Source organism: Pseudomonas sp. R1-7 (genome assembly GCF_051132105.1).
Taxonomy (GTDB): Bacteria; Pseudomonadota; Gammaproteobacteria; order Pseudomonadales; family Pseudomonadaceae; genus Aquipseudomonas.
Window position 1 is genome coordinate 3,764,766 of the sequence record NZ_CP071661.1, and the last position, 24,903, is coordinate 3,789,668.

At 61.4% G+C, this 24,903-nt stretch carries 28 protein-coding genes and 1 pseudogene; 13 read left to right on the plus strand and 16 right to left on the minus strand.

All coding sequences use genetic code 11. From position 1 onward, the window contains the following. Positions 1–27: 27 nt before the first annotated feature. A complete protein-coding gene (locus tag J3P79_RS16745; RefSeq protein ID WP_434604332.1) occupies positions 28–2,391 on the minus strand; it encodes a DNA polymerase II in 2,364 nt (787 codons plus the stop codon). Between the two features lie 183 nt (positions 2,392–2,574). Between J3P79_RS16745 and J3P79_RS16750 the strand changes: the two genes are divergently transcribed. From J3P79_RS16750 to J3P79_RS16770, 5 genes are all read left to right on the plus strand, one after another. After that, positions 2,575–3,015, plus strand: coding sequence for a CBS domain-containing protein (locus tag J3P79_RS16750; RefSeq protein ID WP_030138503.1), 441 nt, complete (start codon positions 2,575–2,577; stop codon positions 3,013–3,015). 68 nt (positions 3,016–3,083) lie between these two features. Beyond that, the gene (locus J3P79_RS16755; protein WP_434604334.1) at positions 3,084–3,680 is read left to right on the plus strand and encodes a paraquat-inducible protein A; all 597 of its coding nucleotides are present in this window, start codon (positions 3,084–3,086) and stop codon (positions 3,678–3,680) included. Next, positions 3,677–4,336 carry a paraquat-inducible protein A gene (locus J3P79_RS16760; RefSeq protein ID WP_434604336.1) on the plus strand — a complete coding sequence of 220 codons (660 nt, stop codon included), beginning with the start codon at positions 3,677–3,679 and terminating at the stop codon, positions 4,334–4,336. Before J3P79_RS16755 ends, J3P79_RS16760 begins: the two co-directional genes overlap by 4 nt. After that, positions 4,317–5,972 (plus strand): intermembrane transport protein PqiB, encoded by a 1,656-nt coding sequence (locus J3P79_RS16765; protein WP_434604338.1) that lies wholly within the window; start codon positions 4,317–4,319, stop codon positions 5,970–5,972. Before J3P79_RS16760 ends, J3P79_RS16765 begins: the two co-directional genes overlap by 20 nt. Positions 5,973–5,989: 17 nt before the next feature. After that, positions 5,990–6,526, plus strand: a complete 537-nt coding sequence (locus tag J3P79_RS16770) for a PqiC family protein (protein ID WP_434604341.1) — start codon at positions 5,990–5,992, stop codon at positions 6,524–6,526. A 1-nt stretch (position 6,527) separates the two neighbouring features. On the opposite strand, the gene J3P79_RS16775 is transcribed toward J3P79_RS16770, so the two are convergent. Beyond that, positions 6,528–7,157 carry a glutathione S-transferase family protein gene (locus J3P79_RS16775; RefSeq protein ID WP_434604343.1) on the minus strand — a complete coding sequence of 210 codons (630 nt, stop codon included), beginning with the start codon at positions 7,155–7,157 and terminating at the stop codon, positions 6,528–6,530. Between the two features lie 190 nt (positions 7,158–7,347). Between J3P79_RS16775 and J3P79_RS16780 the strand changes: the two are divergent. Continuing rightward, positions 7,348–7,659 (plus strand): annotated as a pseudogene (locus J3P79_RS16780) (phage infection protein); the annotation flags it as partial. Positions 7,660–7,763: 104 nt separating this feature from the next. Here the strand turns inward: J3P79_RS16780 and J3P79_RS16785 are convergent. From J3P79_RS16785 to J3P79_RS16800, 4 genes are all read right to left on the minus strand, one after another. Further along, positions 7,764–8,858 (minus strand): DUF1615 domain-containing protein, encoded by a 1,095-nt coding sequence (locus J3P79_RS16785; RefSeq protein ID WP_434604345.1) that lies wholly within the window; start codon positions 8,856–8,858, stop codon positions 7,764–7,766. Between the two features lie 105 nt (positions 8,859–8,963). Beyond that, positions 8,964–9,938, minus strand: a complete 975-nt coding sequence (gene hemB, locus J3P79_RS16790) for a porphobilinogen synthase (protein ID WP_434604347.1) — start codon at positions 9,936–9,938, stop codon at positions 8,964–8,966. A 108-nt stretch (positions 9,939–10,046) separates the two neighbouring features. Continuing rightward, positions 10,047–10,892 carry a PhzF family phenazine biosynthesis protein gene (locus J3P79_RS16795; protein WP_434611519.1) on the minus strand — a complete coding sequence of 282 codons (846 nt, stop codon included), beginning with the start codon at positions 10,890–10,892 and terminating at the stop codon, positions 10,047–10,049. A 2-nt stretch (positions 10,893–10,894) separates the two neighbouring features. Further along, the gene (locus J3P79_RS16800; protein WP_434604349.1) at positions 10,895–11,593 is read right to left on the minus strand and encodes a glutathione binding-like protein; all 699 of its coding nucleotides are present in this window, start codon (positions 11,591–11,593) and stop codon (positions 10,895–10,897) included. 286 nt (positions 11,594–11,879) lie between these two features. Here J3P79_RS16800 and J3P79_RS16805 point away from each other — a divergent pair, with 286 nt between their 5' ends. Further along, entirely contained in the window at positions 11,880–12,554 is a 675-nt protein-coding gene (locus tag J3P79_RS16805) for a histidine phosphatase family protein (protein WP_434604351.1), read from the plus strand. 31 nt (positions 12,555–12,585) lie between these two features. Here the strand turns inward: J3P79_RS16805 and mnmH are convergent, their stop codons facing one another. After that, positions 12,586–13,689, minus strand: coding sequence for a tRNA 2-selenouridine(34) synthase MnmH (mnmH, locus tag J3P79_RS16810; protein ID WP_434604354.1), 1,104 nt, complete (start codon positions 13,687–13,689; stop codon positions 12,586–12,588). After that, positions 13,689–14,723: a selenide, water dikinase SelD gene (selD, locus tag J3P79_RS16815; protein WP_434604357.1), complete on the minus strand. Its 1,035-nt coding sequence runs from the start codon at positions 14,721–14,723 to the stop codon at positions 13,689–13,691. Before selD ends, mnmH begins: the two co-directional genes overlap by 1 nt. Positions 14,724–14,876: 153 nt before the next feature. On the opposite strand from selD, the gene J3P79_RS16820 reads away from it, so the two are divergent. Beyond that, a complete protein-coding gene (locus J3P79_RS16820; RefSeq protein ID WP_434604359.1) occupies positions 14,877–15,155 on the plus strand; it encodes a hypothetical protein in 279 nt (92 codons plus the stop codon). Between the two features lie 5 nt (positions 15,156–15,160). Here the strand turns inward: J3P79_RS16820 and J3P79_RS16825 are convergent, their stop codons facing one another. Together J3P79_RS16825 and J3P79_RS16830 are read right to left on the minus strand one after the other, a co-directional pair. Further along, positions 15,161–15,613: a DMT family transporter gene (locus tag J3P79_RS16825; protein WP_434604361.1), complete on the minus strand. Its 453-nt coding sequence runs from the start codon at positions 15,611–15,613 to the stop codon at positions 15,161–15,163. A gap of 1 nt (position 15,614) precedes the next feature. Further along, positions 15,615–16,112: a DMT family transporter gene (locus tag J3P79_RS16830; protein ID WP_434604363.1), complete on the minus strand. Its 498-nt coding sequence runs from the start codon at positions 16,110–16,112 to the stop codon at positions 15,615–15,617. Between the two features lie 111 nt (positions 16,113–16,223). On the opposite strand from J3P79_RS16830, the gene J3P79_RS16835 reads away from it, so the two are divergent. Together J3P79_RS16835 and J3P79_RS16840 are read left to right on the plus strand one after the other, a co-directional pair. Further along, a complete protein-coding gene (locus tag J3P79_RS16835; RefSeq protein WP_434604365.1) occupies positions 16,224–17,159 on the plus strand; it encodes a LysR family transcriptional regulator in 936 nt (311 codons plus the stop codon). A gap of 75 nt (positions 17,160–17,234) precedes the next feature. After that, positions 17,235–17,822, plus strand: coding sequence for a hypothetical protein (locus tag J3P79_RS16840; protein ID WP_434604367.1), 588 nt, complete (start codon positions 17,235–17,237; stop codon positions 17,820–17,822). 24 nt (positions 17,823–17,846) lie between these two features. Here the strand turns inward: J3P79_RS16840 and J3P79_RS16845 are convergent, their stop codons facing one another. The 4 genes from J3P79_RS16845 to J3P79_RS16860 form a co-directional block, all read right to left on the minus strand. Further along, complete coding sequence (locus J3P79_RS16845; RefSeq protein WP_434604369.1) at positions 17,847–18,563, minus strand: alpha/beta hydrolase; 717 nt, start codon at positions 18,561–18,563, stop codon at positions 17,847–17,849. A gap of 66 nt (positions 18,564–18,629) precedes the next feature. Beyond that, entirely contained in the window at positions 18,630–19,742 is a 1,113-nt protein-coding gene (locus tag J3P79_RS16850; protein ID WP_434604371.1) for a succinylglutamate desuccinylase/aspartoacylase family protein, read from the minus strand. A gap of 103 nt (positions 19,743–19,845) precedes the next feature. Then, on the minus strand, positions 19,846–20,625 hold the full coding sequence (locus tag J3P79_RS16855) for an ABC transporter substrate-binding protein (RefSeq protein WP_434604373.1): 780 nt from the start codon (positions 20,623–20,625) through the stop codon (positions 19,846–19,848). Between the two features lie 212 nt (positions 20,626–20,837). After that, entirely contained in the window at positions 20,838–21,272 is a 435-nt protein-coding gene (locus J3P79_RS16860; RefSeq protein WP_434604375.1) for a rhodanese-like domain-containing protein, read from the minus strand. 102 nt (positions 21,273–21,374) lie between these two features. Between J3P79_RS16860 and ftrA the strand changes: the two genes are divergently transcribed. Beyond that, positions 21,375–22,334, plus strand: coding sequence for a transcriptional regulator FtrA (gene ftrA / locus J3P79_RS16865; protein WP_434604377.1), 960 nt, complete (start codon positions 21,375–21,377; stop codon positions 22,332–22,334). Between the two features lie 5 nt (positions 22,335–22,339). Here ftrA and cobF read toward each other — a convergent pair whose 3' ends face one another. Then, positions 22,340–23,092: a precorrin-6A synthase (deacetylating) gene (gene cobF, locus J3P79_RS16870; RefSeq protein ID WP_434604379.1), complete on the minus strand. Its 753-nt coding sequence runs from the start codon at positions 23,090–23,092 to the stop codon at positions 22,340–22,342. After that, on the minus strand, positions 23,092–23,655 hold the full coding sequence (locus J3P79_RS16875; protein WP_434604381.1) for a histidine phosphatase family protein: 564 nt from the start codon (positions 23,653–23,655) through the stop codon (positions 23,092–23,094). The genes cobF and J3P79_RS16875 overlap by 1 nt, the downstream gene beginning before the upstream one ends. A 299-nt stretch (positions 23,656–23,954) precedes the next feature. Here J3P79_RS16875 and J3P79_RS16880 point away from each other — a divergent pair, with 299 nt between their 5' ends. After that, complete coding sequence (locus tag J3P79_RS16880) at positions 23,955–24,158, plus strand: hypothetical protein (RefSeq protein ID WP_434604383.1); 204 nt, start codon at positions 23,955–23,957, stop codon at positions 24,156–24,158. Continuing rightward, the gene (locus tag J3P79_RS16885; RefSeq protein WP_434604385.1) at positions 24,151–24,903 is read left to right on the plus strand and encodes an N-formylglutamate amidohydrolase; all 753 of its coding nucleotides are present in this window, start codon (positions 24,151–24,153) and stop codon (positions 24,901–24,903) included. The genes J3P79_RS16880 and J3P79_RS16885 overlap by 8 nt, the downstream gene beginning before the upstream one ends.

The window sequence follows — 24,903 nt, forward strand, 5'->3', positions numbered from 1 at the left end:
GTTCTTGCCTGGTAGCGATAACAGGCACTAGAACAGCCCCATCTGCCCGCCAATCAATGTCGAGAAATCATCGTCGACAAACGGCAGGATCGCATCCGCCACCGGCTGTAGTTGCTTGGTCACGTAATGGTCGTAATCAATCGGCGCACTGCGAGTTTCCAGCGGCTCGGGACCGGCGACGGTGATCACGTAGCTGATCCAGCCACCGTTCTGATACTGCCGGGGCCGCCCCTGGCGTTCATTGAACTCGTCGGCGAGCCGCGCCGCCCGTACGTGGGGCGGCACGTTGCGTTCGTAATCGTCCAGGGGCCGGCGCAGGCGCTTGCGGTAGACCAGGCGTTCATCGAACGCACCGGCCAGCGTCTGCCGCACGTAGTCGCGCACGTAATCCTGATAGGGCTGTCGATGGAAGATCCGTCCGTACAGCTCCTGCTGGAACTGGCGGGCTAGGGGCGACCAGTCGGTGCGCACGGTCTCAAGGCCCTTGTAGATGATTTCATCGCTGCCGTCGGCACGGGTCACCAGCCCGGCGTAGCGCTTCTTGCTGCCCTCCTCCGCACCGCGGATGGTCGGCATCAGGAATCGCTTGAAATGGGTTTCGAACTGCAGCTCCAACGCGCTCTCCAGGCCAAACTCATCACGTACCTGCTCGCGCCACCACTGGTTGACGTAAGCCACCAGTTCGCGGCCGATCACCGCGGCCTCTTCCTGGCCGTGGGGGCGGCGCAACCAGACGAAGGTTGAATCGGTATCGCCGTAGATCACCACATGCCCCCGGGCTTCGATCAACTGTCGGGTGCGTTGCATGATCTGGTGACCGCGCAGGGTGATGGACGACGCGAGGCGCGGGTCGAAGAAGCGACAGCCACTGGAGCCGAGCACGCCATAAAAGGCATTCATGATGATCTTCAGCGCCTGGGACAGCGGTGCATTGTGTTCACGCTTGGCGGTCTCCCGGCCTTCAGCGACGCGCGCGACGATGGACGGCAGGCAATGTCGGGTACGGGAGAACCGCGCCCCGCGAAAGCCTGGGACCGATTCATGGTCATCTGGATGGCGAAGCCCCTCGATCAAGCCCACCGGGTCAATCAGGAAGGTGCGAATGATCGATGGGTACAGGCTCTTGTAGTCGAGCACCAGCACCGATTCGTAGAGCCCCGGTTGGGAATCCATGACAAACCCGCCAGGGCTGGCCTCGGGCGGACGCTGGCCGAGGTTGGGCGCAACAAAGCCCTGGCGGTGCATCAGCGGCATGTACAGGTGCGTGAAGGCCGCCACCGAGCCACCGCTGCGATCCGCCGGCAGGCCCGTGACGCTGGCGCGCTCCAGCAAAAACTCCAGCAGATCGGTCTTGGCGAAGATCCGCGTGACCAACTCGCAGTCCTTGAGGTTGTAGCGCGCCAGGGCCGGCTTGTCCTCGGCAAACATGCGATTGATCTCGTCCATGCGTTGGTACGGGTTGTCGATGGACTTGCCTTCGCCCAGCAGGGTTTGCGCGACGTTTTCCAGGCTGAACGACGGGAAGCTCCAGGTCGCAGAACGCAAGGACTCGATTCCGTCGATGATCAATCGGCCGGCCGCCGAGGCGAAGAAATGATTATTGCGAGCGCCATGTTCGCGCCATTGCATCTCCTCACCGCCACGCCCCAGCCGCAGCGGTACGGCCAGCCGGCGGGCATGTTCGTGCAGCACGCGCAAATCGAACTGCACCAGGTTCCAGCCGATAATTGCGTCGGGATCGAAGCGGGCGAACCACTCGTTGAGTTTCTTCAACAGCAGCGTTCGGGACTCGCAATACTCGAGCTGGAAATCCACCTTGCTATCATCGCCATTCGGGGGCCCGAGCATGTAGACCTGACGTTCGCCACAGCCTTCCAAGGCGATGGAATACAACTCGCCTTGGGCAGTGGTTTCGATGTCCAGGGACACCAGCCGCAGCGGTGGCCGATATTGGGGAGCCGGTTTCATCTGGGCGTCGAGCAGCAAGCCATCGGCCGTTGGCGTGCCGCCGAACCAGACCGGGGCGGTGATGAAGCGCTCCATCAGGTAGCGCTCCGGTGGCCGGATGTCGGCTTCGAACACCTCCACGCCGGCGCGCCGCAGCGTAGTGTCCAGGCGCATCAACTGGGCATGTTGTCGGCAATACAGGCCCAGCACCGGGCGATGCTCGAAATCCAGCAGGTCCAGGGGGCGCAAGTCGACCTCTTTTTCGCCCTGCAACAGCGCTTCGGCCTGGCCACGCTGGACCTGCGGCACGAACGCCACCGAAGGCTGCACCGGCAGACGCACGCGCCGCGGACCGGCATCGGTCGCCAGCCAGAACTCGACTTCGGTGCCCGCCGGGGTGTCGCGCCAATGCCGGGTGAGGACGAAGCCCTGCTGTAGATCCACCGCTGAAACCTCGAAACTTGGATGTCACGCATTCTACCCGTGGCGAGGGAGCTCATCCCATCGCGATTTATTTCTCCACCATGACGCTTTTGGACGACTGACTGCCGCTTTATCGCTTGCCCTTCGCCGTTGGGTCTACGATTCTTTAACCACCCGCAAAAAAAACGACACCCGAGGCCTCCCATGAAAACCGTCGCGCAGTTGCTCCGGATAAAAGACGAGAAGAACCAGCAAGTGCACACCATTTCACCGGACGACATGGTTTTGCAGGCCCTGATGCGCATGGCCGAGAAAAACGTCGGTGCCTTGCTCGTGGTCAAGAACGACGAAGTGCTGGGCATCATCAGCGAGCGTGACTATGCGCGCAAAATGGTCTTGCACGGGCGCTCTTCGGTGGGCACGAAAGTGAGCGATATCATGGTTTCCCCTGTGATTACCATCGATCCACACCAGAACGTCGAGACCTGCCTGAGCATCATGACCGAAAAACACCTGCGGCATTTACCCGTGGTGGAGGACGGCAAGCTCGTCGGCCTGTTGTCCATCGGCGACCTGGTAAAAGAGGCCATCGCCGAGCAAGCGGACCTGATCAGACAACTGGAGCAATACATTCGCGGCGAATGATCGCTCCGGCGGGTTGCTCATTTGCGACTCACTTCTATATTGAAGGAGTTGCCCCTCCGAGCATCACCATGGCCGTTACCGAACGACTGATCATTTGTGAACATTGCGATGCGGTGTACGAGCCGGTTGAGCTCGTCCCGCATCAAAAGGCTTCGTGCGTGCAATGTCATGCCGTGATCCAGCGCTACAACGGCCTGACCATCGAACAGCGCCTGGCCCTGACCATTACCGCAGCCGTGCTGTGGGCCTTCGCCAACGTCTATCCGGTGATGAGCATCCGCCTCCAGGGCCTCAGCAACAGCGCGACCTTGTGGGATTCCGTCGTTGCCCTTAGCCAAGGGCCTATCACCTTCATTGCCCTGGTCGCCGCAGTCGCGATCATCATTGCCCCAGCCTTCCAACTGGCCCTTTTGCTCTGGGTGCTGAGCTACGCCTACTCCAATCGGCGGGCACCGGCGTTCAACCTGTGCATGCGCAGCCTGGAAACCCTGCGACCGTGGAGCATGCTGGAGGTATGCCTGCTGGGGGCGTTGGTCGCAGTGATCAAGCTTGCCGGGTTGCTTGATGTACTGCCCGGCATCGGCCTGTTCGCCCTGGCGGCCTTGAGCCTGTTGATGATTCGTATTGCCGGCCGCGATGTTCGCGACCTTTGGGACACCCTGTGAACGGCCCACCGCCGGGCAACCCGCCCCAGGCCAGTGACCTGAACCTGTGCCTGTGCCACAGCTGCGGCCTGGCTTGCGACATGAGCGACGAGCCCGAGACCTGCCCACGCTGCGATGCCGCCCTGCACCGGCGCAAGCCCGATGCCCTGACCCGTACGTGGGCCTATATGCTGGCGGCGCTGGTGTTCTACATCCCGGCCAACCTGTTGCCGGTCATGAATACCCAGATGCTCGGCGATGGCGCGGACAGCACGATCATCAGCGGCGTCGTCGAGTTCTGGCACAGTGGCGCCTGGGACATCGCCCTGATCATCTTCATCGCCAGCATCGCCGTGCCGGGGATCAAGTTCGTCGTCCTGACGCTGCTGCTGGTGACCGTGCAGCGGCGCAGCACCTGGGCCCAGGTCCAGCGAGCAAAGCTGTATCGGTTGGTCGAGGTCATCGGCTACTGGTCGATGCTCGATGTACTGGTCGTCGCACTGGTGGCGGCGCTGGTGAAATTCCAGGCCTTGAGCGACATCGAACCGCGACCGGGAATCTTGTTCTTCGGCCTCGTGGTGCTGTTTACCATGCTGTCGGCCATGAGTTTCGATCCACGGCTAATCTGGGATACCCAACCATCCGAGGAGGTCATGGATGAAGTCACAAGTCAATGATGGACAGCCGGCACCGGGCCGGGCCCATGTCACCCGTCGTCGCTGGTCGGTGTCGCTGGTGTGGATCGTGCCGATCATCGCCGTGCTGGTCGGTGTGTCCCTGGTGGTCCATAACTGGCTGCAGGAAGGGCCGACCATCACCATCACCTTCAAGACAGGCGAGGGCCTGACCGCGAACAAGACCCCGGTCAAGTACCGAAACGTAGTGATTGGCCAGGTGACCGACGTGCAACTGAGCCCCGACCAGAAAAACGTGACTGCCACCGTCAAGCTCGCCAAGACCGCGGACACCTTCACCCACGAAGACTCGGTGTTCTGGGTAGTCCGGCCGCGCATCGGCGCGGGCGGTATCTCCGGGATCGATACCTTGCTGTCCGGGGATTTCATCGGCGCCGACGCCGGCCATTCGACCGTGCGCGCCAAGTCGTTCACCGGCCTGGAGGCCCCGCCCCCCATCACTTACGGCGAACCGGGCAAGCGCTTTACCCTGCACTCCCAGGACCTCGGTTCGCTGGACATCGGCTCGCCGGTGTACTTGCGCAAGATTCCGGTGGGCCAGGTGGTTTCCTATGCATTGGACGCCGATGGCAAGGGCGTCAATATCGAAGTGTTCATCAATGCGCCGAACGATGCCTACGTCACCGAGAACACCCGTTTCTGGAACGTCAGCGGTGTCGACGTGAACGTCGGTGCCAACGGTTTCGCGGTCAAGACCGAATCTCTCTCTGCCCTGCTGGTCGGCGGCATTGCCTTCAGGGCCCCGGAGTACAGCCCCAACGACACGCCCGCCGCTGAAAACAAGAATTTCGAACTGTTCGCCGATCAACAGAGCGCCCTCGCCCCGCCCAGCGGCAAGGCGCAATACCTGGCTTTACGCTTCGACCAGGCTTTGCGCGGCTTGCGCGTCGGTGCCCCGGTGGAATTCCTCGGCATCGAGATCGGCCGGGTGGTCTCCATGAATCTGGACTTCGACGAGAAGCAGCGCTCGTTTCCCGTTAATGTCGGCATCGTGATCTACCCTCAATTGCTGGGCAAGGCTCATGAAAAGCTGCTCAAGACACTGAATCACAATCCGGAAGACGAAGCCGCTGCCGCCCGGCTGGTCGGCAGTTTCGTCGAGCGAGGGCTGCGCGCCCAGGCGCGCAGCGGCAACCTGCTGACTGGGCAACTGTATATTTCCCTGGATTTCTACCCCAAGGCGGAAAAGGTCGCCTTCGATCCGGCAGCACGCCCCCTGCGGGTCCCGACGATTCCGGGTAGCCTGCAGCAGTTGCAGGAACAATTGCAAACGGTGGTCGAACGCATCAACAAACTGCCGTTGGAAAGCATCGCCAGCAATCTGGACGGCAACCTCGTGGAACTACGCAAAGGCCTGTCGCAATTCAACAGCAAGACCCTGCCGGGCGTGCAAGGCACCTTGCAGGAAGTGAGCAAGACCTTGCAGTCGGCGAATTCCACGTTGGCAGAAGATTCGCCCCAGCGTGAACAACTGACCCAGACCCTGGACGACCTGGGCCGCATGTCGCGATCGCTGCGCGAGCTGTCAGACTACCTAGGCCGGCATCCTGAATCGCTGCTTCGTGGTCGTCCGAAGGACGCTCCGGCGCAGAACCTGACGTTTCCGGGGAAAGAATGATGACAGGAGCACGCTTGATGCCGCTGACGCTGAAGTCTTCGTTGATCGCCTTGGCGCTGCTGCTTGGCGCCTGTCGCAGCGACCCCATTCACTACCACACCCTGAGCCCGGCCCAACCAGCCGGCCAGGCACGTACGAGTGTCGACATCCAGATCGAACAGCTCAGCGTTCCGCCGCAAGTGGATCGCACCCAGATGGTGATTCGCCAGGGCGACAGCGGCTTGGCCATCCTCGAAACCGAATGGTGGGGCTCAAGCCTGGCGGATGAACTGCGCAGCAGCCTGGACGAGCAACTGAGCAACCCCGGCGCGCCGAAGCGATTACTGCGGGTGGAGGTGCAGCGCTTCGACTCGATTCCCGGTCGGTATGCCCGCATGGACGTGCAGTGGCGATTGCGCACCCTGGGCAGCGACGCCCAGGTCCTCACCTGTCGCAGCAGCCTGCAAACGCCAGCCACGGGCAGTATCGATGACTTGGTGAAGGGCCATCAGAACAACGTCCGCCGATTCGTCGACCTTGTCGGGCAAGCGGCATCACGCAACGCCTGCCCTTGATTCAATCGGGCCAATGCAGTGAAAGCACGGGCGCAACTCGCGGGTGACGATCGATGCGCTCCAGCAAGGCAAAGAATTCCGGGCGGGCGCTGAGCATCGCTTCCCGGGTTTCGACCCATTTCGTGATCACCGCCGCCAGGATATCCAGCGCCCCGGGCTCGGCCCCGCCGAGGAACGGCGTGGCTGGAAACTGGTCGGCAAACAGCGCCCAGTTGCGATACAGGCGCTGTTTCGTGCCAGCCACCAATCGTTCCCGTGCGACCTCATCCGCGTCAGGCAGCCATCGCCGGGGAAAATCGATAATGCCGATGGGCGTGTAGCAATTGGCGGCGATATAGACCAGGCCGCGTATGCCCTGCGCGCGCTGGGCCGGGTCCTCCGGCAGCAGTTTCGATTCAGGGAACGATAACCCCAGGTGAATCAGGATCGCCGCCGCCTCGGTCAGGACCGATCCGTCTGGCAATAGCAGGGTCGGTACCTGTTTTTGCGGATTCAACGCCTCGAGTTCTTTCGCCGCGTCGTTGTCCTCGGTCGAATAGGTATCCACACGACGATAAGGCACGCCGCATATGTTCAGGGCGACCTCGACAGCTGCGGAACCGGACTGGCTGTGGCCGAATAATTGATACATGGATCTGCCTCCTGCAAAGGGACTCTGCCGGTAGAACTCGCCGTCCCATGAGTGTTCCATCAATCTGACTGCCCCTCCCCCGACGAGGTATCACCGCCGTCGATGTTCACCATCACGTCAATGAAGTTCTCATGCTCCCTGCCCGGCGCAACAATGGCCCCACACAAACACCCCCCCGGAGCACACCATCATGAAACGCCAAATCATTCTCAGCTTCGCTTTCTCGGTACTGGCAGCCAACGTATTCGCCGCCTCTTCCCAACCCGTCGTTGCCGAAGGTGGTTCCGACCGCCTGATCGAAAACCGCGTCGCTGAAGGCGGTGCTGATCGTCTGCTGGAGCGCCGCGTCGCTGAAGGTGGCTCCGATCGTCTGTTGGAACGCCGCGTCGCTGAAGGTGGCTCCGATCGTCTGTTGGAACGCCGCGTCGCTGAAGGTGGCTCCGATCGTCTGTTGGAACGCCGCGTCGCTGAAGGTGGCTCCGATCGTCTGACTCAGAATCGTGCATGAGTGGTTCGACTGTAATGCCTGATCGAGCCTCGAACGATGTTCAACACAACCCGGAAAAGCCCGGCCTCAACCGCCGGGCTTTTTCATGGCCAAGGGTTCTAACGACCAGAAGCTCGCGCCATGCACCGCTGATAACGTTCGTCCACGCGCTTGGCAAACCATGCGGTGGTCAGTTTTCGAGTGATCTTCGGACTCTTGAGCACAATGCCAGGTAGCACCGCCCGAGGCAGCGGCTTGCCCTCGGCCTTCTCAGCCAGTTCGAACACACGCTTGTAGAGCTTGCTGTCTTCGAACGCGAGGCTGTCACCCAACTCCAGCTGATCGCGGATGGTCGGATTGCGCATTCCCAGCGACTTGCCCAAGGTGCGCACCGCCAGTTCCGTGCTGCCCGGCATGATCGAATCATGCAGGATCAAATCGCCATCCAGCGCCAGGGAAATGCCCGAAGCGCGACTTACCGCATGCTGGAACGCCGCGTTGCGACTGGCGTACCACCCGGCGTTGAAGTCGGCGAACCGGTACAGCGGCTCGGTGTAGCTCACCGGATAGCCCAACAAATGGGCAATGCCGAAATACATGCCGCCCCGACGGCTGAACACTTCCCGCCGAATCGAACCATCCACCGTGTAGGGATAATTGCGCGCATTGGCTTGGGCGAACGCGATGCTGACCTGCATCGGGCCACCCGTGTGCACCGGATTGAAGCCGTCGAACAGCGTCTTGCCCAGCGGCACCATGCTGATGAAGTCATCGAAGATAGCACTGAGTTCTTTCTCGCTTCGCGCCGCGTCGAGGCGATCGCCGTAGCTTTTGCCATTGGGCGATCGTACCTGGAGCGCACCGCTGACGAGGAATCCGGGAATGTGTACCTTGGCCGCGCGACGGTCGATCTCCTGCCGGGCGATCTTGCCCAGTCCCGGCACGGCGGGATCGGCCTGGAAAGTCGACTCCTGTTCGGTCACCGCCAGCACCGAACAGATGTTCTGCGTCGTCGTTGGAATCTGCTGTGCGGAAAAGGCCACGTAGATGTCCGTTGCCCAGCCTGCCCGATCAGCAGTCTTGGCCGGCATCAACCGAACGATCTGCGCCTTGACTTCGCCAGGCTGGCGCTCAGGTTCCTGCGCCTGGCGAGTGCCGCAACCGGCCAGGGCCAGCAAGGCGACCAGGCTGATCGTCAAATGATTGAGTTGCATGGTGCTCCATCAAATCCATTGTTCGGGAGCAACCATACGATCAAAAGCCGGCAAAAATCCAATGTCGCAGCGAGCTTGCCCGTACCAGCAACGGACCGTGCCCGGTCAGATCCCATTCAACGCCAGGTCCATCGCAAAGTAGGTGAAGATCAAATCCGCCCCGGCTCGCTTGATCGCACCGAGGCTTTCACGCACCACGCGGGCTTCGTCGATTGCGCCGGCCTGGGCGGCGAACTTGATCATCGCGTATTCGCCGCTGACCTGGTAAGCCGACAAAGGCAGGTTCGAGGCCTGGCGAATGTCGCGAATGATGTCGAGGTAGGCTCCGGCGGGCTTGACCATCAGCGCATCGGCGCCTTCCTGCTCGTCGAGCAAGGACTCGCGCAAGGCTTCGCGACGGTTCATAGGATTCATCTGGTAGCTCTTGCGGTCGCCCTTCAACGCGCTGCCGCCGGCTTCGCGGAACGGGCCATAGAGCGCCGAGGCGAATTTGGTGGAATAGGCCATGATGGCCGTCTGGGTGAAGCCTGCGTTGTCCAGGGCCTTGCGAATGGCCTGGACTTGCCCGTCCATGGCCGCCGACGGCGCAATGACATCGGCCCCGGCCCGCGCCGCCGCTACGGCTTGCTTGCCCAGGTTGACCAGGGTGCGGTCGTTATCCACTTCATGGCCGTGCATCACGCCGCAATGGCCGTGATCGGTGTATTCGCAGAAGCAGGTATCGGACATCACCACCATTTCCGGGACGGCGTCCTTGCAGATCCCGGCCATGCGCGACACCAGCCCACGCTCGCTCCACGTGTCGCTGCCATCGCTGTCCAGATGATGAGACACGCCAAAGGTCATTACGGACTTGATACCCGCACGGGCGTAACGCTCGATCTCGCCGGCCAGTTTCGATTCGGGAATGCGCATCACGCCCGGCATGCTCTTGATCGGCACAAAATCGTCGATTTCTTCCTCGACGAAAATCGGCAGGACCAGATCATTAAGGGTGAACTCGGTTTCCTGGAACAGGCTGCGCAAGCTCGCGTTGCGGCGCAGACGGCGTGGACGTGCTTCGGGGAACTGGCTGGACATGGGACTCCGGGGGCAGGTTTGGATCACGAGGAAAAGCTTATGCCCTGGCCGGCCAGGGCACAAACGTCGGTCGAAAAACAGAGTATTACCGACCGGGCAATAATCCACTCACAAGGTCAGCGAGCCATTGATGCAAGTCACCACTGCGCCGCCAATCCAGACCTCATCGCCAATCTGCTCGACATGAATCCGCCCGGCACGCCCCATCGTGCCCCCTTGGCTGACCACGTAAGAGGACGGCGCCAACTGCTTGCTCAGCATCCACTGGGCGAGCCCGGCGTTCAGGCTGCCGGTGGCAGGGTCCTCAGGCATGCCATCGCCCGCGATAAAGCCGCGCACTTCGAATTGCGCGTCATCGCCGTCTACCGCTGGGTTCCAAGGCGCAACAACGCCCACGGCCAGATCTTGCAATTGTTGATAATCAGGCTTCAGGGTCAGGACCTGCTGGCGGTCCTTGAGCATCAAGGCCAACCAACCGGCGCCGTTGTCGACCCACTGCGCCTCGACAATCGCCTCGGCCGCGAGACCGAGCCCCTTGCGCACTCGCTCCCGTACTTCAAACTCCAGCGGGCCAGACTTGAGCAAGGGTGGCGCAAGGAAGGCCAGTCCGTATTCGCTGCGGCGAATCCTCACCAGCCCGACGCCACATTCCTGCACAATTTCCTGCCCCTTGGGCACGCCCCCGGCTTCCAGCCATGCATGGCAACTGCCCAGGGTCGGGTGCCCGGCGAACGGCAGTTCCGTCGATGTAGTGAAGATACGCACCCGGTAATCGGCTTCCGGGTGCTGGGGCGCCAGTACAAAGGTGGTCTCGCTGAGGTTGGTCCAATTGGCAAACGCCGCCATGCGCTCATCACTGAAGCCATCGGCCCCCAGCACTACCGCCAGCGGATTACCCTTGAGCGACGCTTCGCTGAACACATCCAATTGCTTGAAATCGATTCGGCGCGTCATCGTCATTGTGGAATCTTCAAGCCGCGAACCACCGCCGGCCGCGCCAGGAAACGCTCCAACACCCGTGTCACATTGGGAAAATTCTGGATGCCCACCAGGTCACCCGCCTCGTAGAACCCGAGCAAGTTGCGCACCCATGGGAACGTCGCGATATCGGCGATGGTGTAGCGCTCGCCCATGATCCAGTCTCGGCCATGCAGACGGCCATCGAGCACGTTGAGCAGGCGCTTGCTTTCCTCGACATAACGGTCGCGCGGTCGCTTGTCCTCGTAATCCTTGCCGGCAAATTTGTTGAAGAACCCCAACTGTCCGAACATCGGCCCGATCCCACCCATCTGGAACATCAGCCACTGGATCGTCTCGTAGCGCGCCGCCGATTCCTGGGCGAGCAATTGACCGCTCTTGTCCGCCAGGTAGATCAGGATCGCCCCCGACTCGAACAACGCCAGCGGCTGATCCCCAGGACCATGAGGATCGAGAATCGCCGGAATCTTGTTGTTGGGATTGAGCGACAGAAACTCGGGCGATAGCTGATCGTTGCTGCCGAAATCGACCTTGTGAGGCTCGTACGGCAGGCCGATCTCTTCGAGCATGATCGAGACCTTCACGCCGTTGGGGGTTGGCAAGGAATAGAGCTGGATCCACTCCGGGTACTGGGCGGGCCATTTTTGGGTAATGGGGAATGAGGTCAGGTTGGGCATGAGCTGGATTCCATGTATCAGCCATAAAGCAGAAGCATAAATCAGCTGATCCAGCTTTGGGCCACCGCGCCTTCTTAAATCCGCAATATCCCATCGCTAATATTCGCTTCATTCCTTGGAGGGATGCCCAATAAGGCCAGGATCGAACCAACGGGCGGAAACGGACTCAGAGGACTGCCCCGAGGAATCGAAGCGGCGTTACGACAAGGAAAACACCCGAGCCCACAGGGGCTTCGCGGTGCCGGGGTTTGTCAGCCTGAATCGAAAGAACCGAAGACGTCTACTGATGAAGAGCCCACAGAGTTTCACCCGTTACTTCGAACGCCGGTCGTGGCTGATACTGCCGACGCTGCTAGTGATCTGTGGATTGGTGTTGTCTCTGGAGTCGAGCGTCAGCCGGGCCCAGCCAGTCGACGGGGTCCAGACGCTGGTGTTTCTGCGTCACGCCGAGAAACCCGCCGGAGGCCTCGGCCAGCTCAACTGCCAGGGCCTCAACCGCGCCATCGACCTGGCCACCCTATTGCCGGAAAAATTCGGCAAGGCCGACTACGTATTTGCCGCCAACCCTACCCGAAATGTAGAGGAAGGTGAGCTGGACAACTCCTACAGCTATATCCGCCCGTTGATGACCATCAGTCCCAGCGCCATCAAGCTGGGCTTGCCGGTGAACATCAAATATTCAGCCAACGACACCCATGACCTGGCCGACGAACTGATGGACGACAAATACCACAACTCCACTATCTACACTGCCTGGTCCCATGGCTACCTGCCGGACCTGATCAACGACGTTGCAGGTGAAGCGCTGGGCAAGCGGCATACGATTACCGACGACTGGGCGTCGAGCGATTTCGATTCGCTGTACGTACTGACCCTGACCTGGCACAACGGCAAGGCCAGCCTCACCAGCCAGAGCTACAAGCAAGGGCTGGATAACGGGCAGGAGACGTGTCCGACGTAAGTTGCAACGAAACACCCTGTGGGATCAACCATCACTCCCGCCGAGCGGCTCGTTCACGCAGATATGCCAACACCGCGTCGTGCTCCCCGGCGAACTCGATGCGCCCGCCCTTTTTTTCTCGCTGGAATACGTACATCGGGTCGTAATATTCGCGCAGCAAGCCTTCAATCCAGTCGCGATGCAAATCGACGGCTCCGGTATTGGCTTGCTCGGCCAGGGCCGCTTCCATGATGTCCATCAATCGCCGATGACGGTCGCCACCCAGGCGCCTGTGAATGTTGTCGAGGCTCGACAGCAGGCGTTCGGAAAACAGCGAGAAGCCTTCGTCGCCATGCACGTCGATGAATTCGGCGCAGAGGTTGATCACATAATCGCGCAGGATTCGCTCGACTCGCCCCTCCAGGCTGTCTTCCAGCCAGACCATCGGCACCTGCTGCATGCGTTGGTACAACGGCAGCGGGACGGCACAGCTGCCCACCATCCGACTTTCGTCTTCCAGCACGAAGTGCTCGATGCCGGCAGCGCGCTTCTTCAGCACATCCACCGCCAGCAGGTTTTCGAAATCGATGTTGGAAGGCTGCCCGGTGGCGCGCTTGCCGAAGCTTGAACCGCGATGGTTGGCATAGCCTTCCAGGTCAAGGGCATTGGGCAGTTGCGCGAGCACTTCGGTCTTGCCCGTGCCGGTCATGCCGCCCAACAAAACCAGATCACACTGGATGGCCGCCTGCTCGACAGTATCGAGCAGGAAGGTCCGCATGGCCTTGTAGCCACCGCCGACCCGGGGATAGTCGATGCCGGCTTCGTCCTTGAGCCATTGCTGGACAATTTGCGAACGCAGGCCGCCACGGAAGCAATAAAGCACCCCGTCGGGATGGGAGCGGGCGAAGTCGGCCCAGGCCTCGATGCGTTGGGCCTTGGTGTCGCCCGAAACCAACTGATGCCCCAGGACGATGGCGGCTTGCTGCCCCTGCTGTTTGTAGCAGGTGCCGACGCGCTGCCGTTCGATGTCGGTCATCAAGGGTAGGTTGACCACGCCGGGAAACGCGCCCTTGTGAAATTCGATGGGCGCGCGGGTGTCCATCATTGGACGATCATTGAGGAAAATGTCGCGGTAATCGGTAATGTCGTGGGGCATCAAGACACCTCGACCGCGTGGCTTTGTCGCTCGACCAGTTCGCCAATCGGCTCCAGCGCGAGGCCCAGCTCGACAGCGACCCGCAGGAACTCCTCTTCGCCTTCCGGCGTGACGGCAATCAGCAGGCCGCCGCTGGTCTGCGGGTCGCACAGCACGCGTTTGTGAAGTTCCTGGACGCGACCGACCTTGCTGGCGTAACTGTCATAGTTGCGCAGCGTGCCGCCCGGCACGCAGCCTTGGTCGAGGTAGTACTCGACGCCCGGCAAGCGCGGTACTGCGTCGTAGCGGATGCGTGCGGTGAGCTGGCTGCCATCGGCCATTTCCACCAAGTGTCCGAGCAAACCGAAACCGGTGACATCGGTCATTGCGGTCACCCCGTCGAGCTTGCCGAAACGGCTACCCGGCTTATTGAGCGTGCACATCCAATCCCTGGCCAGGCCGACGTCGGCGGCGCGCAATTTACCTTTCTTTTCCGCAGTCGTGAGGATGCCGATGCCGAGGGGTTTGGTCAGGTACAAGCGGCAACCCGCGACGGCGGTGTCGTTGCGTTTCATGTGGCGCTTGTGCACGAGGCCGGTGACCGCCAGGCCAAAAATCGGCTCTGGCGCATCGATCGAATGCCCGCCCGCCAGGGGAATACCCGCCTCGTCACACACCGAGCGGCCACCGCGAATCACTTCCCGGGCGATTTCCGGGGCCAGTACGTTGACCGGCCAGCCGAGGATCGCAATCGCCATCAGCGGGTCGCCGCCCATGGCGTAGATGTCACTGATGGCGTTGGTGGCGGCGATGCGTCCGAAGTCAAACGGATCGTCGACGATCGGCATGAAGAAGTCGGTGGTCGAGACCACTCCGCGCTCCTCGTCGATGGCGTACACCGCTGCATCGTCCCGGGAGGCGTTGCCTACCCACAGCTTGGGGTCAAGATTCTGCGCACCGCTGCCGGCCAGGATCACTTCCAGCACCTGGGGCGAAATCTTGCAGCCGCAACCGGCACCGTGGCTGTACTGGGTCAGGCGAATCGGCTCGCTCATGGGCATACCTCTCGTAAGTCAAGGTGGGCGATTCTACCAGCAACGCCCACCATCCACCGCCAGTCGCGATCATTCGCCGCGCATCCGACGGAATTTTTCCGATGTCGCACGACTCACTTGAACAATAGCCCAGCCTTAACCGGGAGATTGCCGATGGACCCGAACCCAGCCGCAAACACTCATCTTGATTACGGTCTCGACACGCTGTTCGGTCGCGAGACCAAAAGCATCGATTGCCAGTTCGATGTCAAGCGCCTCGATGATGGCGAGCCGCCGTGGTTTGCCCTGCATGTACATCCGCCGCTGCCAGAAGACCTGGCAAAAGCCCAGATCGTGGTGTTCAGTGCCGAGGGTCGGCGAATGAGTGGCATCGTCCGACGTACCGAGCGCTTGGCTGACGACAGCCTGCAATTGGACGTCGAACCGGACTGAGCCGTTCAGGCGCGCGGCGTACTGCTGCGGTACATGAACACCAGCGCCAGTGCCAGGCAGGCCATGGCCAGCAGGCGGCTGCTGGACAGCTCGATAGCCGGGTTGCCCAGCCAGCCGAAGTTGTCGATCAGCATGCCCATGCCCAATTGCCCGACAATGACCGCCACGGTTGCCACGGCCGTGCCGACTCGCGGCACCGCACCGACCATCACCATCATGTAGACCACGCCAAACAACGCGCCGCAGAGCTGCCACTTGGGCACCTCCAACAGACTTACCGCATGGGCCGGCTCGAAGAACACGATCAACAGCCCGGTGACCACCGTGCCCACTACAAAGGTCAACAGGCTGCTGCGCAGCACGCCGACTGTCTCGCCCAGGCGCCCGTTGATCGCGGCTTGCACGCTCAGCACTGCGCCGGCGGCGACCACCACCAGCAATAACAAAATGATGCTCATCTCAACCTCGGGCAATCAGGACAAGGGCCACGACAATCAACGCCAACGCCAGCCAGCGCTCGCGGTTGACGCGCTTGCGAGTTGCGCCGAACCAACCGAAATGGTCGATCAACACGCTTTTGCCGACTTGACCTGAGAGGATCGCGATCATTGTCATGGCAACGCCGATATGCGGGGTGGCGAGCGTCAGCACCACCACATAGATCGGCCCCAGGAAGCCCCCGATCAATTGCCAGCGCGGCAGCTTGTCCAGGGATGGGCCTCGCTGCGGCCCGCTGAGCAACAGCAGCAGGAACAACAGCGCCGAACCCACGCCAAAGATGCTCAAGGTCGCCCATAAATGACCGACCTGGACGCCAAGGGGCCCGAGCAGACCGGCCTCCACGGAAAGCCCCATGCCCGCCAGAATCACCAGGGGTAATAATAGCCAGCGCAGGAATGTACGAGGTGGCGCCGCAGCCGCGACCTGTGCGGCCACGTTGGTTGATGTCGGTTGCATCGGATAAACCTGTCTGGACAAGAAACGATGGGCATTATCGGCTGGCACTGCTGTGCGATAAATGGGAGCATTCCAACAACACTTTTGCGTAACACGCACAGCGGATTTCCCATGCAAGGTCTTGATGAACTGGGTTTCAAGGCGCTCCGATTGTTCGTTGCGGTGCTCGACCAGGGCAGCTTCTCGGAAGTGGCGCGGCGCGAGGGGCTGGCGCCGTCATCCATCTCCCGCCAGATCCAATTGATGGAGCAGGCGCTGAACCAGCAATTGCTCTATCGCCACACGCGCGCCGTTTCACCCACCGAAGCCGGCCGCCTGCTCGGGCACCATGCACGGTTGTTGCTGGTGCAACTGGAGGAAGCCGAACAAGCCTTGCAGGAACAGCACAGCGTGCCGGCCGGGCTGGTACGGATCAACGCCCCCGTGGTATTCGGGCAGCGACACCTGACGCCCTGGCTGGGCCCGTTGTGCGAGCGCTACCCCAAGCTGCAACTGGATATCCAGCAGACCGACAGTTATGTCGACCCGCTGCAGCACGGTGCCGACCTGCTCTTTCGCATCGGGCCGTTGCACGATTCCAGCATGCAGGCGCGAATCGTCGCGCCGCACCGTTTCCTGATCGCGGCGAGCCCCGCCTACCTGGCTCGTCATGGCACGCCACGCAAGCCCCAGGACCTTGCTGCCCATCAGTGCCTGGCCTACAAAGGTGTGGCAGGCCAACAGCGCTGGTTTTTCCGACGCCCCGGTCAAGCCTGGACACCCTACAGCGTCAGGGGGCCGATCACTGGCAACCACGCCGATACCCTGACCCAGGCCGCTGTGCAAGGGCTGGGCCTGGTGATGTTCCCGTCGTGGTTGATCGGCGAAGCCGTGCGCAGCGGCACGCTGGTGCCGGTGCTGAGCGACTACGAAGCATCCAACAGCCTCGAACCCCAGCAAATCGCCATCCTCTGGCCCGGCAGCCGGCGCCTGTCGGTGAAAGTGCGCACGGTGATCGACTTTTTCCTCGAGTGTTTCGGCGAGGTGCCCTACTGGGATCGTTCTTGATGGCCGGGCGCTGGAGTCAAGGGCCAGGCACGTGGGATGATCGAACTCCAGATCGAGCGTCCATGGAGCGTTTCAATGTCATCGCTGAGTAAACCAGCCACCGCCCTGCTGCTGATGGCTTTCGCCAGTCTGGTCGCATTGCCTGCCTTGGCGGCCCAGCCCAAAGCCGTAGCGCAGGCACCCGCACAAAAGGTTTCGATGCTGGGCGGCAAGTTCAGCTTCACCCTGCCCAACGGGTTCACGGCGACGCCTTTGTCAGCGGGAGAGGTGGATCAGGGGACCGCTGGGGCGAGCGGTACGATGTACAGCAATGCCACCACCAGAACCGTGGTGATCGCGGCGGAGAACACCCTGGTTGGCGGCGCGAACGTAAAAGACAACGACGCAGCCTTCCTCGACGCCACCTTCGCTGATTTCGCTGTTCAGAAAACCAAGGCCCTGCCGGATGCCAAGATTCTTGGCGAACAGAGCCTGACCCAGAAAGCGACCGGCCTGGGCCTGCGCCAGCTCGATACCAAGGCCACGCAGGGTGGCGGGCCAACGCTGGACACCACGTTGATCGCTGCATCCGGCACACGCATGGCCGTGGTGCAGATCATTTCCCGGGCCAGCGACCAGGTGGGTCATGAGGCGCTGGTCAAGCAGATCGCCAGCGGGAAGTGAGCGCACCGGGATCCGGTGTGCATATCAGGGATTGAGTCGCTCCAGCCAGGCCCGCAGATCCTTCACTTCCTGCGCACTGATGTCATGACCTAGACCTGCATAGCCGTGGAACTCCGGCTCCAAGGCCAGCGTTTTCAGGAAACTATCGGCGTCGGTGCCGTCATGGTAGGGAATGATCGGATCCACTGTTCCGTGGCCAATGAACACCGCGAGCGCCCTGCGCTTTTCGTCGGGCGTCAGCTCGGCCCGCAGCACCGGCAGGATTCGTCCGCCCATCGCGGCAATGCCACCGACGGCTTCAGGGTGCCGCAAGGCGATTTCGTAGCTCATCATCGCGCCCTGGCTGAACCCCACCAGATAGATGTTGCTCGCATCGGTCGGGTACTTGGCCCGAGCCTTCTGGATGAACTCCATCAGCATCTGGCCGCTGGCCTTCAGGTCCGAAGTGTCACCGTCATACGCGCCCTCGCCTTTTTTGGCGAACCACTGGTAGTGACCCGGTTCCATGACCTTGGGTGCGCGCACCGAGAGGTAGTTGTAGTGCTTGGGCAGTTCATCCGCGAGCCTTAGCAGGTCTGCTTCGTTGCTGCCCGAACCGTGCAGGAAGATCACCAGCGGCCGGTTCCGGGCCTGCTCGTCGGCGCGGGCCAGGTAATTGAGCGGCAAGTCCGTGTGCAACGACGTTTGGGCCTGCACGCCGGCGGATACCAGCAGCAGGAACAGGGAGAACGCTTTGAGCATCAGTCTTCCTCCTTCATTTTTGATAGCCGCACGGCAACGACCGTGCGGTGAGGTAGACAGCACTTATCAGTCGTTGATCAATTTCCCCACCCGAATCGGCTCGCGCCCGGCGACTTTCGCCTGCCAGATGCCTGGCTGGGTGTAGCGCCCACGATCCAGGGCGAACAGTACGCCGCTGGTGCCCGCAGGAACAACGGTGACCCGATCATTCAACGGATCGACCACTTCGAACAGCGGGTCGCCCCGCTCCACCCACTCCCCGGCTTCACGCAGGAAACTCACCACGCCATGGTGCGGCGCGAACAGGTACTGCGTGCCTTCGAACGGTAAACCCTCGCAGCATTCTTGCGGTGCGGCCGGCCAGTCGCCAGCGATCAAGCCTTGTTCCGAGAGGAATCCCAGGATCGCTTCGCAGTTGGCCTGGGCCTGCTCCACCCGGGTGTCGCCCATGCTGCCCAGTTCCAGCGTCGTCGCGAGGTTGGCCGGTGGAATGGCCGCTTGCGGGAAAATCTTCGCCAGGCGCAACCACGGTGTCGAGCACGACTCATCGAACGAACTGCCGCCGGAATCTTCACAGAGCAACGCCACGCCGGCCTTCAGCCGCGCGGCCAACGAGCGCCACTGCGGCCACTGTTGCGGCAAGGCGTACAAGTGGATCGCGGCCTCGAAATCACAGTGCAGATCCAGGGTGATATCGGCGTCGCAGGCGTGACGGAGCAACAGCCGGTGCAGCGCTTCAAGTTGAGAAGGAGGTGGCGGCAGGTCATCCAGTACCTCGACCATCGTCTGCCGAATCAAGGTGATATTGGCGGCAGGGTCATCCCCGAGGCGCTCACCGATGCGTTGCGCCACCGGGGCGCTGAGTTCGACGAAGGAACGATTGAAGTTCTTGCCGCTGCCCAGCTCGAAACGCCCCATATGGGCGCTTTGCAGGTGCTGGTCCAGGCCGATGGGATTGGCCACGGGAACGAGTTCGATCACACCTTTGAGCAGGCCACGGGCCTCGAGATCGTTGAGTCGTTGCTTCAATTCCCATGCCGTGCGCATGCCCGGCAGTTCGTCGGCATGCAGACTGGCCTGGATATACGCCTTGCGCGGCCCATGGCCGTAACGAAACACGCTGAGCGAACGCTCCGTGCCCAGATGACTCCATGGCAAGGTATGGTCGATGCGTTGCATAGGCACTCCAGATATCGGTTTCTCGACAGGCTCAGGGTAAACAATCGCCCATGAAAAAGGTGGCCGGCCGGGTCAGCGGCGGGCCACCTTGTGACTTCAGCGATTAATGCCCGTAGACATCAAAGGCGAAGTACTTGTCCTGGACTTTCTTGTACGTGCCATTGGCGCGGATTTCGGTGATGGCAGCGTTGAATTTCTCGGCAAGCGCCTGGTCGCCCTTGCGCACCGCGATACCGGCGCCGCCGCCGAAGTATTTGGCGTCCTCGTAGGTCGGCCCCACGAAGGCAAAGCCTTTGCCGGCATCGGTCTTCAGGAAGCCTTCGTCGAGGTTGACGGAGTCGGCCAGCATCGCGTCGAGGCGACCGGCAACCATGTCCAGGTTGGCTTCCTGCTGGGAGGTGTAGCGCACCAGGTTGATCCCCGCCGGCACCAGCACCTCGGTCGCGAAGCGGTCATGGGTGCTGGCGCGCAGCACACCGACTTTCTTGCCCTTGAGCTCGGTCAGCGGGTCCTTGACCTCGGTGCCTTGCTTCATCACGAAACGCGCCGGGGTGTGGTAGTACTTGATGGTGAAGTCGACGTTCTTCTTGCGATCGTCGGTGATGGTCATCGATGACAGGACCGCGTCGATTTTCTTGACCTTCAGTGCCGGGATCAAGCCATCGAATTCCTGCTCGACCCAGACACACTTGACCTTCATCTGCGCGCACAGCGCGTCGCCGATGTCCACATCGAAGCCGGCCAGCTTGCCGTCGGGGGTCTTCATCGAAAAGGGAGGATAGCCAGCCTCGATCCCGAGACGGATCGGCTTGGCGTCTTCGGCCACGGCTGAGAAGGACAATACGGACAGTGCCAAGGCACCGAACATGACAAGCTTCTTCATTTTTGCTCCTGAGTGCGCAGGTTTTTTTGATCGTTATTGGCAGATTCGGAAACAGCGTTCGGTCTGGGAAAACCGAAGTGGGCGGGAGTCTAGAGGGGCACTCGGGAGGGAAATTGCGTCAAGGCGACGGATAGTTATAAAAATATGCTGTTGCGTTGTAACACCGCGTAACAGTGGAAGCGACTTGGATCGCTCCCACCCAGGCGTGCAGTTCAGCAATCGCAGCCGATTGCCTGCTCTGCCACGCGCTCTACGGAACCGGTCAGGCGAAAGCCCTCGTCGAGCCAGCCCATGACACCGCCGATCATTTCCTTGACCGGGTACCCGAGGGTCGCCAGGCGCACCGCAGCCTTATTGGCACCGTTGCAATGTGGCCCGGCGCAATAAACCACGAACAAGGTCGCCGGGGGATAGGCCGCCAGCGCCTGCGCCGTGAGCGTACGGGTTGGAAGGTTGATGGCGCCCGGTACATGCCCGCGTTCATAGGCCAGCGGTCCGCGCACATCCACCAGCACAAAATCGATGTTGCCCGTTTCCTGGCTGGCATGTACGTCGGAACAATCGGTTTCGAACATCAGGCGCTGGCTGAAGTGTTGCAAGGCCAGATCGGATGGCGCGGCAGGCACTTCTCTAACGGGGCTGGTCATAGGGTCTACTCCTGGAACAAAAAAGGGCTCGAAGAGACTTTATAGAGCGGGTGCGTACCGCTACAGTGGCGGATACGACACTCTGTGGGAATTTTCCGTCAAATGCAGCCTACCCCTGGCCTCGTCGCAATTCTTGCCTATGACGGTCTGTGCACGTTTGAATTCGGCGTGGCCGTCGAGATATTCGGCCTGGCCCGGCCCGAGTTCGATTTTCCCTGGTATGAGCACCGCATCGTCGCCGTCGACGACGGCCCGATGCGCGCCATGGGCGGCTTCCAGGTATTGGCCGATGGCGGCATGGAACTGCTCGACAGCGCCCGGACGATTATCGTGCCGGGCTGGCGCATTCACAGCGGTCCGCCGTCCGATGCGCTGCTCCAGGCCCTGCGGCGAGCCCATGATCGCGGCGCACGCTTGTTGTCGATCTGTTCAGGCGCGTTTGTGCTCGCCGCGACCGGACTGCTCGATGGCCTGGGCGCCACGACTCATTGGCGCTACACCGATGAACTCGCCGCGCGATACCCGGCGATCGATGTAGACCCCGACGTGCTGTATGTCGATTCCGGCCAAATGATCACGTCGGCTGGCAGCGCGGCCGGCATTGATGCTTGCCTGCATCTGGTCGCACGGGATTTCGGAGCACAAGTCGCCAACGCCGTGGCACGTCGGCTGGTCATGCCGACGCAACGCACCGGCGGCCAGACGCAGTTCATTCCGTCACCGGTCAGCCGCACGCCGCGCAGCGATTTATCCGGCGTCATGCAATGGGCCCGGGAGCGTCTCCACGAACCGCTGGGGGTGCGCGAACTGGCGAGCCACGCCGCCATGAGCGAACGAACATTGCTGCGCCGCTTCACCCAGGCATCTGGCCTCTCCCCCAAAGCCTGGCTGCAACATGAGCGCCTGGCGCGGGCGCGGGAATTGCTGGAGAGCACCAAGGACAACACCGACATCATCGCCCAGCTCTGCGGTTACCGCTCGGTGGAGAGTTTTCGCGTGGCATTTCGTAGCGTAGTGGGAGTGGCGCCCTCGGTGTACCGGGAGCGGTTTGGCCGGGGATAAAGGCATCACTTGCGCAACAGGTACGTATCCATGATCCAGCCATTGGCCTGCCGCGCTGCCTTGCGGGTGCGTTCGATGTCATCAGCCACGTCCCCCAGCCGGCCCGCGACGAGGATTTCGTCTGCCGTTCCCACATAGGCCCCCCAGTAGATCTGCAGGTCAGGATCGCTCACCTGACGATATGAGTCCTCTGCATCGAGCATCACCACCAAGCTCGCGGCGTCGCCGACCTGCCCCGCCGCCAACCGCCGGCCAGTGGTAATCTCCAGCGAACCGCCAACGCTGTTCAACGGCACTTTATGTCGCGCCGCGAGGGCCTGGATGCTGGTGATGCCTGGGATCACCTCGAACTCGAAGACGCAGCGTCCCGAATCAAGGATCGCCTGCAGGATGCGCAACGTGCTGTCGTACAACGACGGATCGCCCCACACCAGGAAACCGCCGCATTGCCCGTCTGACAGTTCCTCCTCGATCAGCCTTTCAAAAATGGCCTGCTTCGCGCTGTTCAGCTCGGCGACAGTATTGGCATAGTCGGGGTCGCCACGCTGGCGCTCGGGGCAGCAGGCTTCGACGAAGCGGTACGGATGGTCAACGATATAGCGTCGACAGATGTCGCGGCGCAGGCCCAGCAACGCGTCCTTGGCGGGGCCCTTGTCCATCAGGAAAAACACGTCCACCTGATTCAAGGCTTTCACTGCCTGCATCGTCAAGTAGTCCGGATCGCCTGCTCCGATGCCAATCACTAAAAGTTTTTTCATCATGGTGCCTCCAAGGCTCGCAAGCGCCAGACCTCGTTGAATCGCAGGTCAACGACGCCAAGGGGCTCGATATCGATACGGTTGAACATGGCAGGTGAACAGCCCAGCACATTCACCAAGGCGGCGCGGATCACGAATGGATGGGTCACGGCCAAGCAATGGCCCGGGGTCGTTTCCAGGGTCGTCAGCCAGTCACCGACACGCCGACATAATTGATTGACGGATTCACCGCCGTGCGGCGCGGCATCCGGATCGTCACGCCAGGTCCTCAGGTGTTCCGGCTCGCTCGCGAGCAACTCGTCGACGGACAACCCGCGCCATCGTCCGAAATCGCAATCGGCCAGCGCCGGGACCACACGCTGTGCGTCGCCCAACAAGGCCGCCGTCTGGCGCGTGCGCAACTCGGGCCCGCAGAGCAGATGCCGGACATCACGGTATTGGCGACCGACCCCGGGGCGCTTCGCCAGCCAGCCGGCATCCAGCGGTTCGTCCAGGCCGAAGCGAGCGCTTTTCTGGGCGGCGGTGCGGCCATGGCAAATCAAGGTCAATCGGGTGGTTTGCACGCTGCGTACTCGGGCGAGTGGATGGCGTTGGTGACAGGAAAATCCCGCCATTTCTTGTACATCACCTTATATGAAGTTAAATAAACTTGGACAAAAAGGCGTTATGTCTGACACCAACATCGGCGATACCTGACATACGCGGGGACTTCAACCAAACCCTTGCCCTACAAGGGCTACACATAATCAAAGACTTTTTAAACGGAACGTAAAAACCTCTGGACACGTAGCACCTGCTACCCAAATACTATTTTCGACTTAAGGAAAAACAACCCTGACACCCATCCAGGCAAGGAGCACGGATGCCTCTCTCCAGAGACCAGACCAGCGATCCGTGCCTGTTTTTATCGCCATCGGGACGCCAGGCCACAGGAAGCCTGCGCGAGTGGATGTTGTTCGAAGCTGCGTCCAGCGCGCCGGTTCAAACCAGTCCTGCCTTGGAGGCCCGGGAGCCGGCCTTGACCCAGGCGCCGCCACCTGCCGAACGTTGTGAACACTATGCGTGAATTCATTGAATGCGCCGAATCGGGCCTATACACCAAGCCTGCTTTCCGATTGATGCGGGAAGAGTCTGAGCACCCGCTGCTGCTGGTTTGTGAACACGCCAGTCGATTCATCCCAGGCGAGCTGAACGACCTGGGCCTGGATGAGACGGCTGCCCAGGAACATGTCGCCTGGGACATCGGCGCACTGGCCTTGGCCGAGCAACTGTCCGAAACCCTTGGTGCGACATTGCTGTCGGCCAACTACTCGCGGCTGTTGATCGACCTGAACCGCCCATTGCACGTCCCCGACAGCATTCCGGCGCAAAGCGAGATCTACCAGATCCCCGGTAACCACTCGCTGGACGACGCCACGCGCGAATACCGCCAGCAGTGCCTGTTCCATCCATTCCATGAACAATTGCGAACCTTGATCGATCGTCGCCTGGCCGACGATCGGGTCGTGCGAGTGGTAGGTATCCACAGTTTCACCCCGGTGTTCTATGGCCAGCCGCGCGCGCTCGAGGCCGGCGTGCTGTTCGGCGAAGCCAGGGAATACGCCGAGCGCATCGTCGAGGGGCTGGGCAGGCATTCGCTGCGGGTGGCCGGCAACCAGCCCTACAAGGTCAGCCCGTTGAGTGACATGACGGTTCCCGTCCATGGCGACGGCCGCGGCCTGGATTCGGTGTTGATCGAAGTGCGTAACGACCAGTTGCGCAGTCCCGAGTCGGTTCGGACCTGGAGCACCTACCTCGCCCCCCTGCTATAA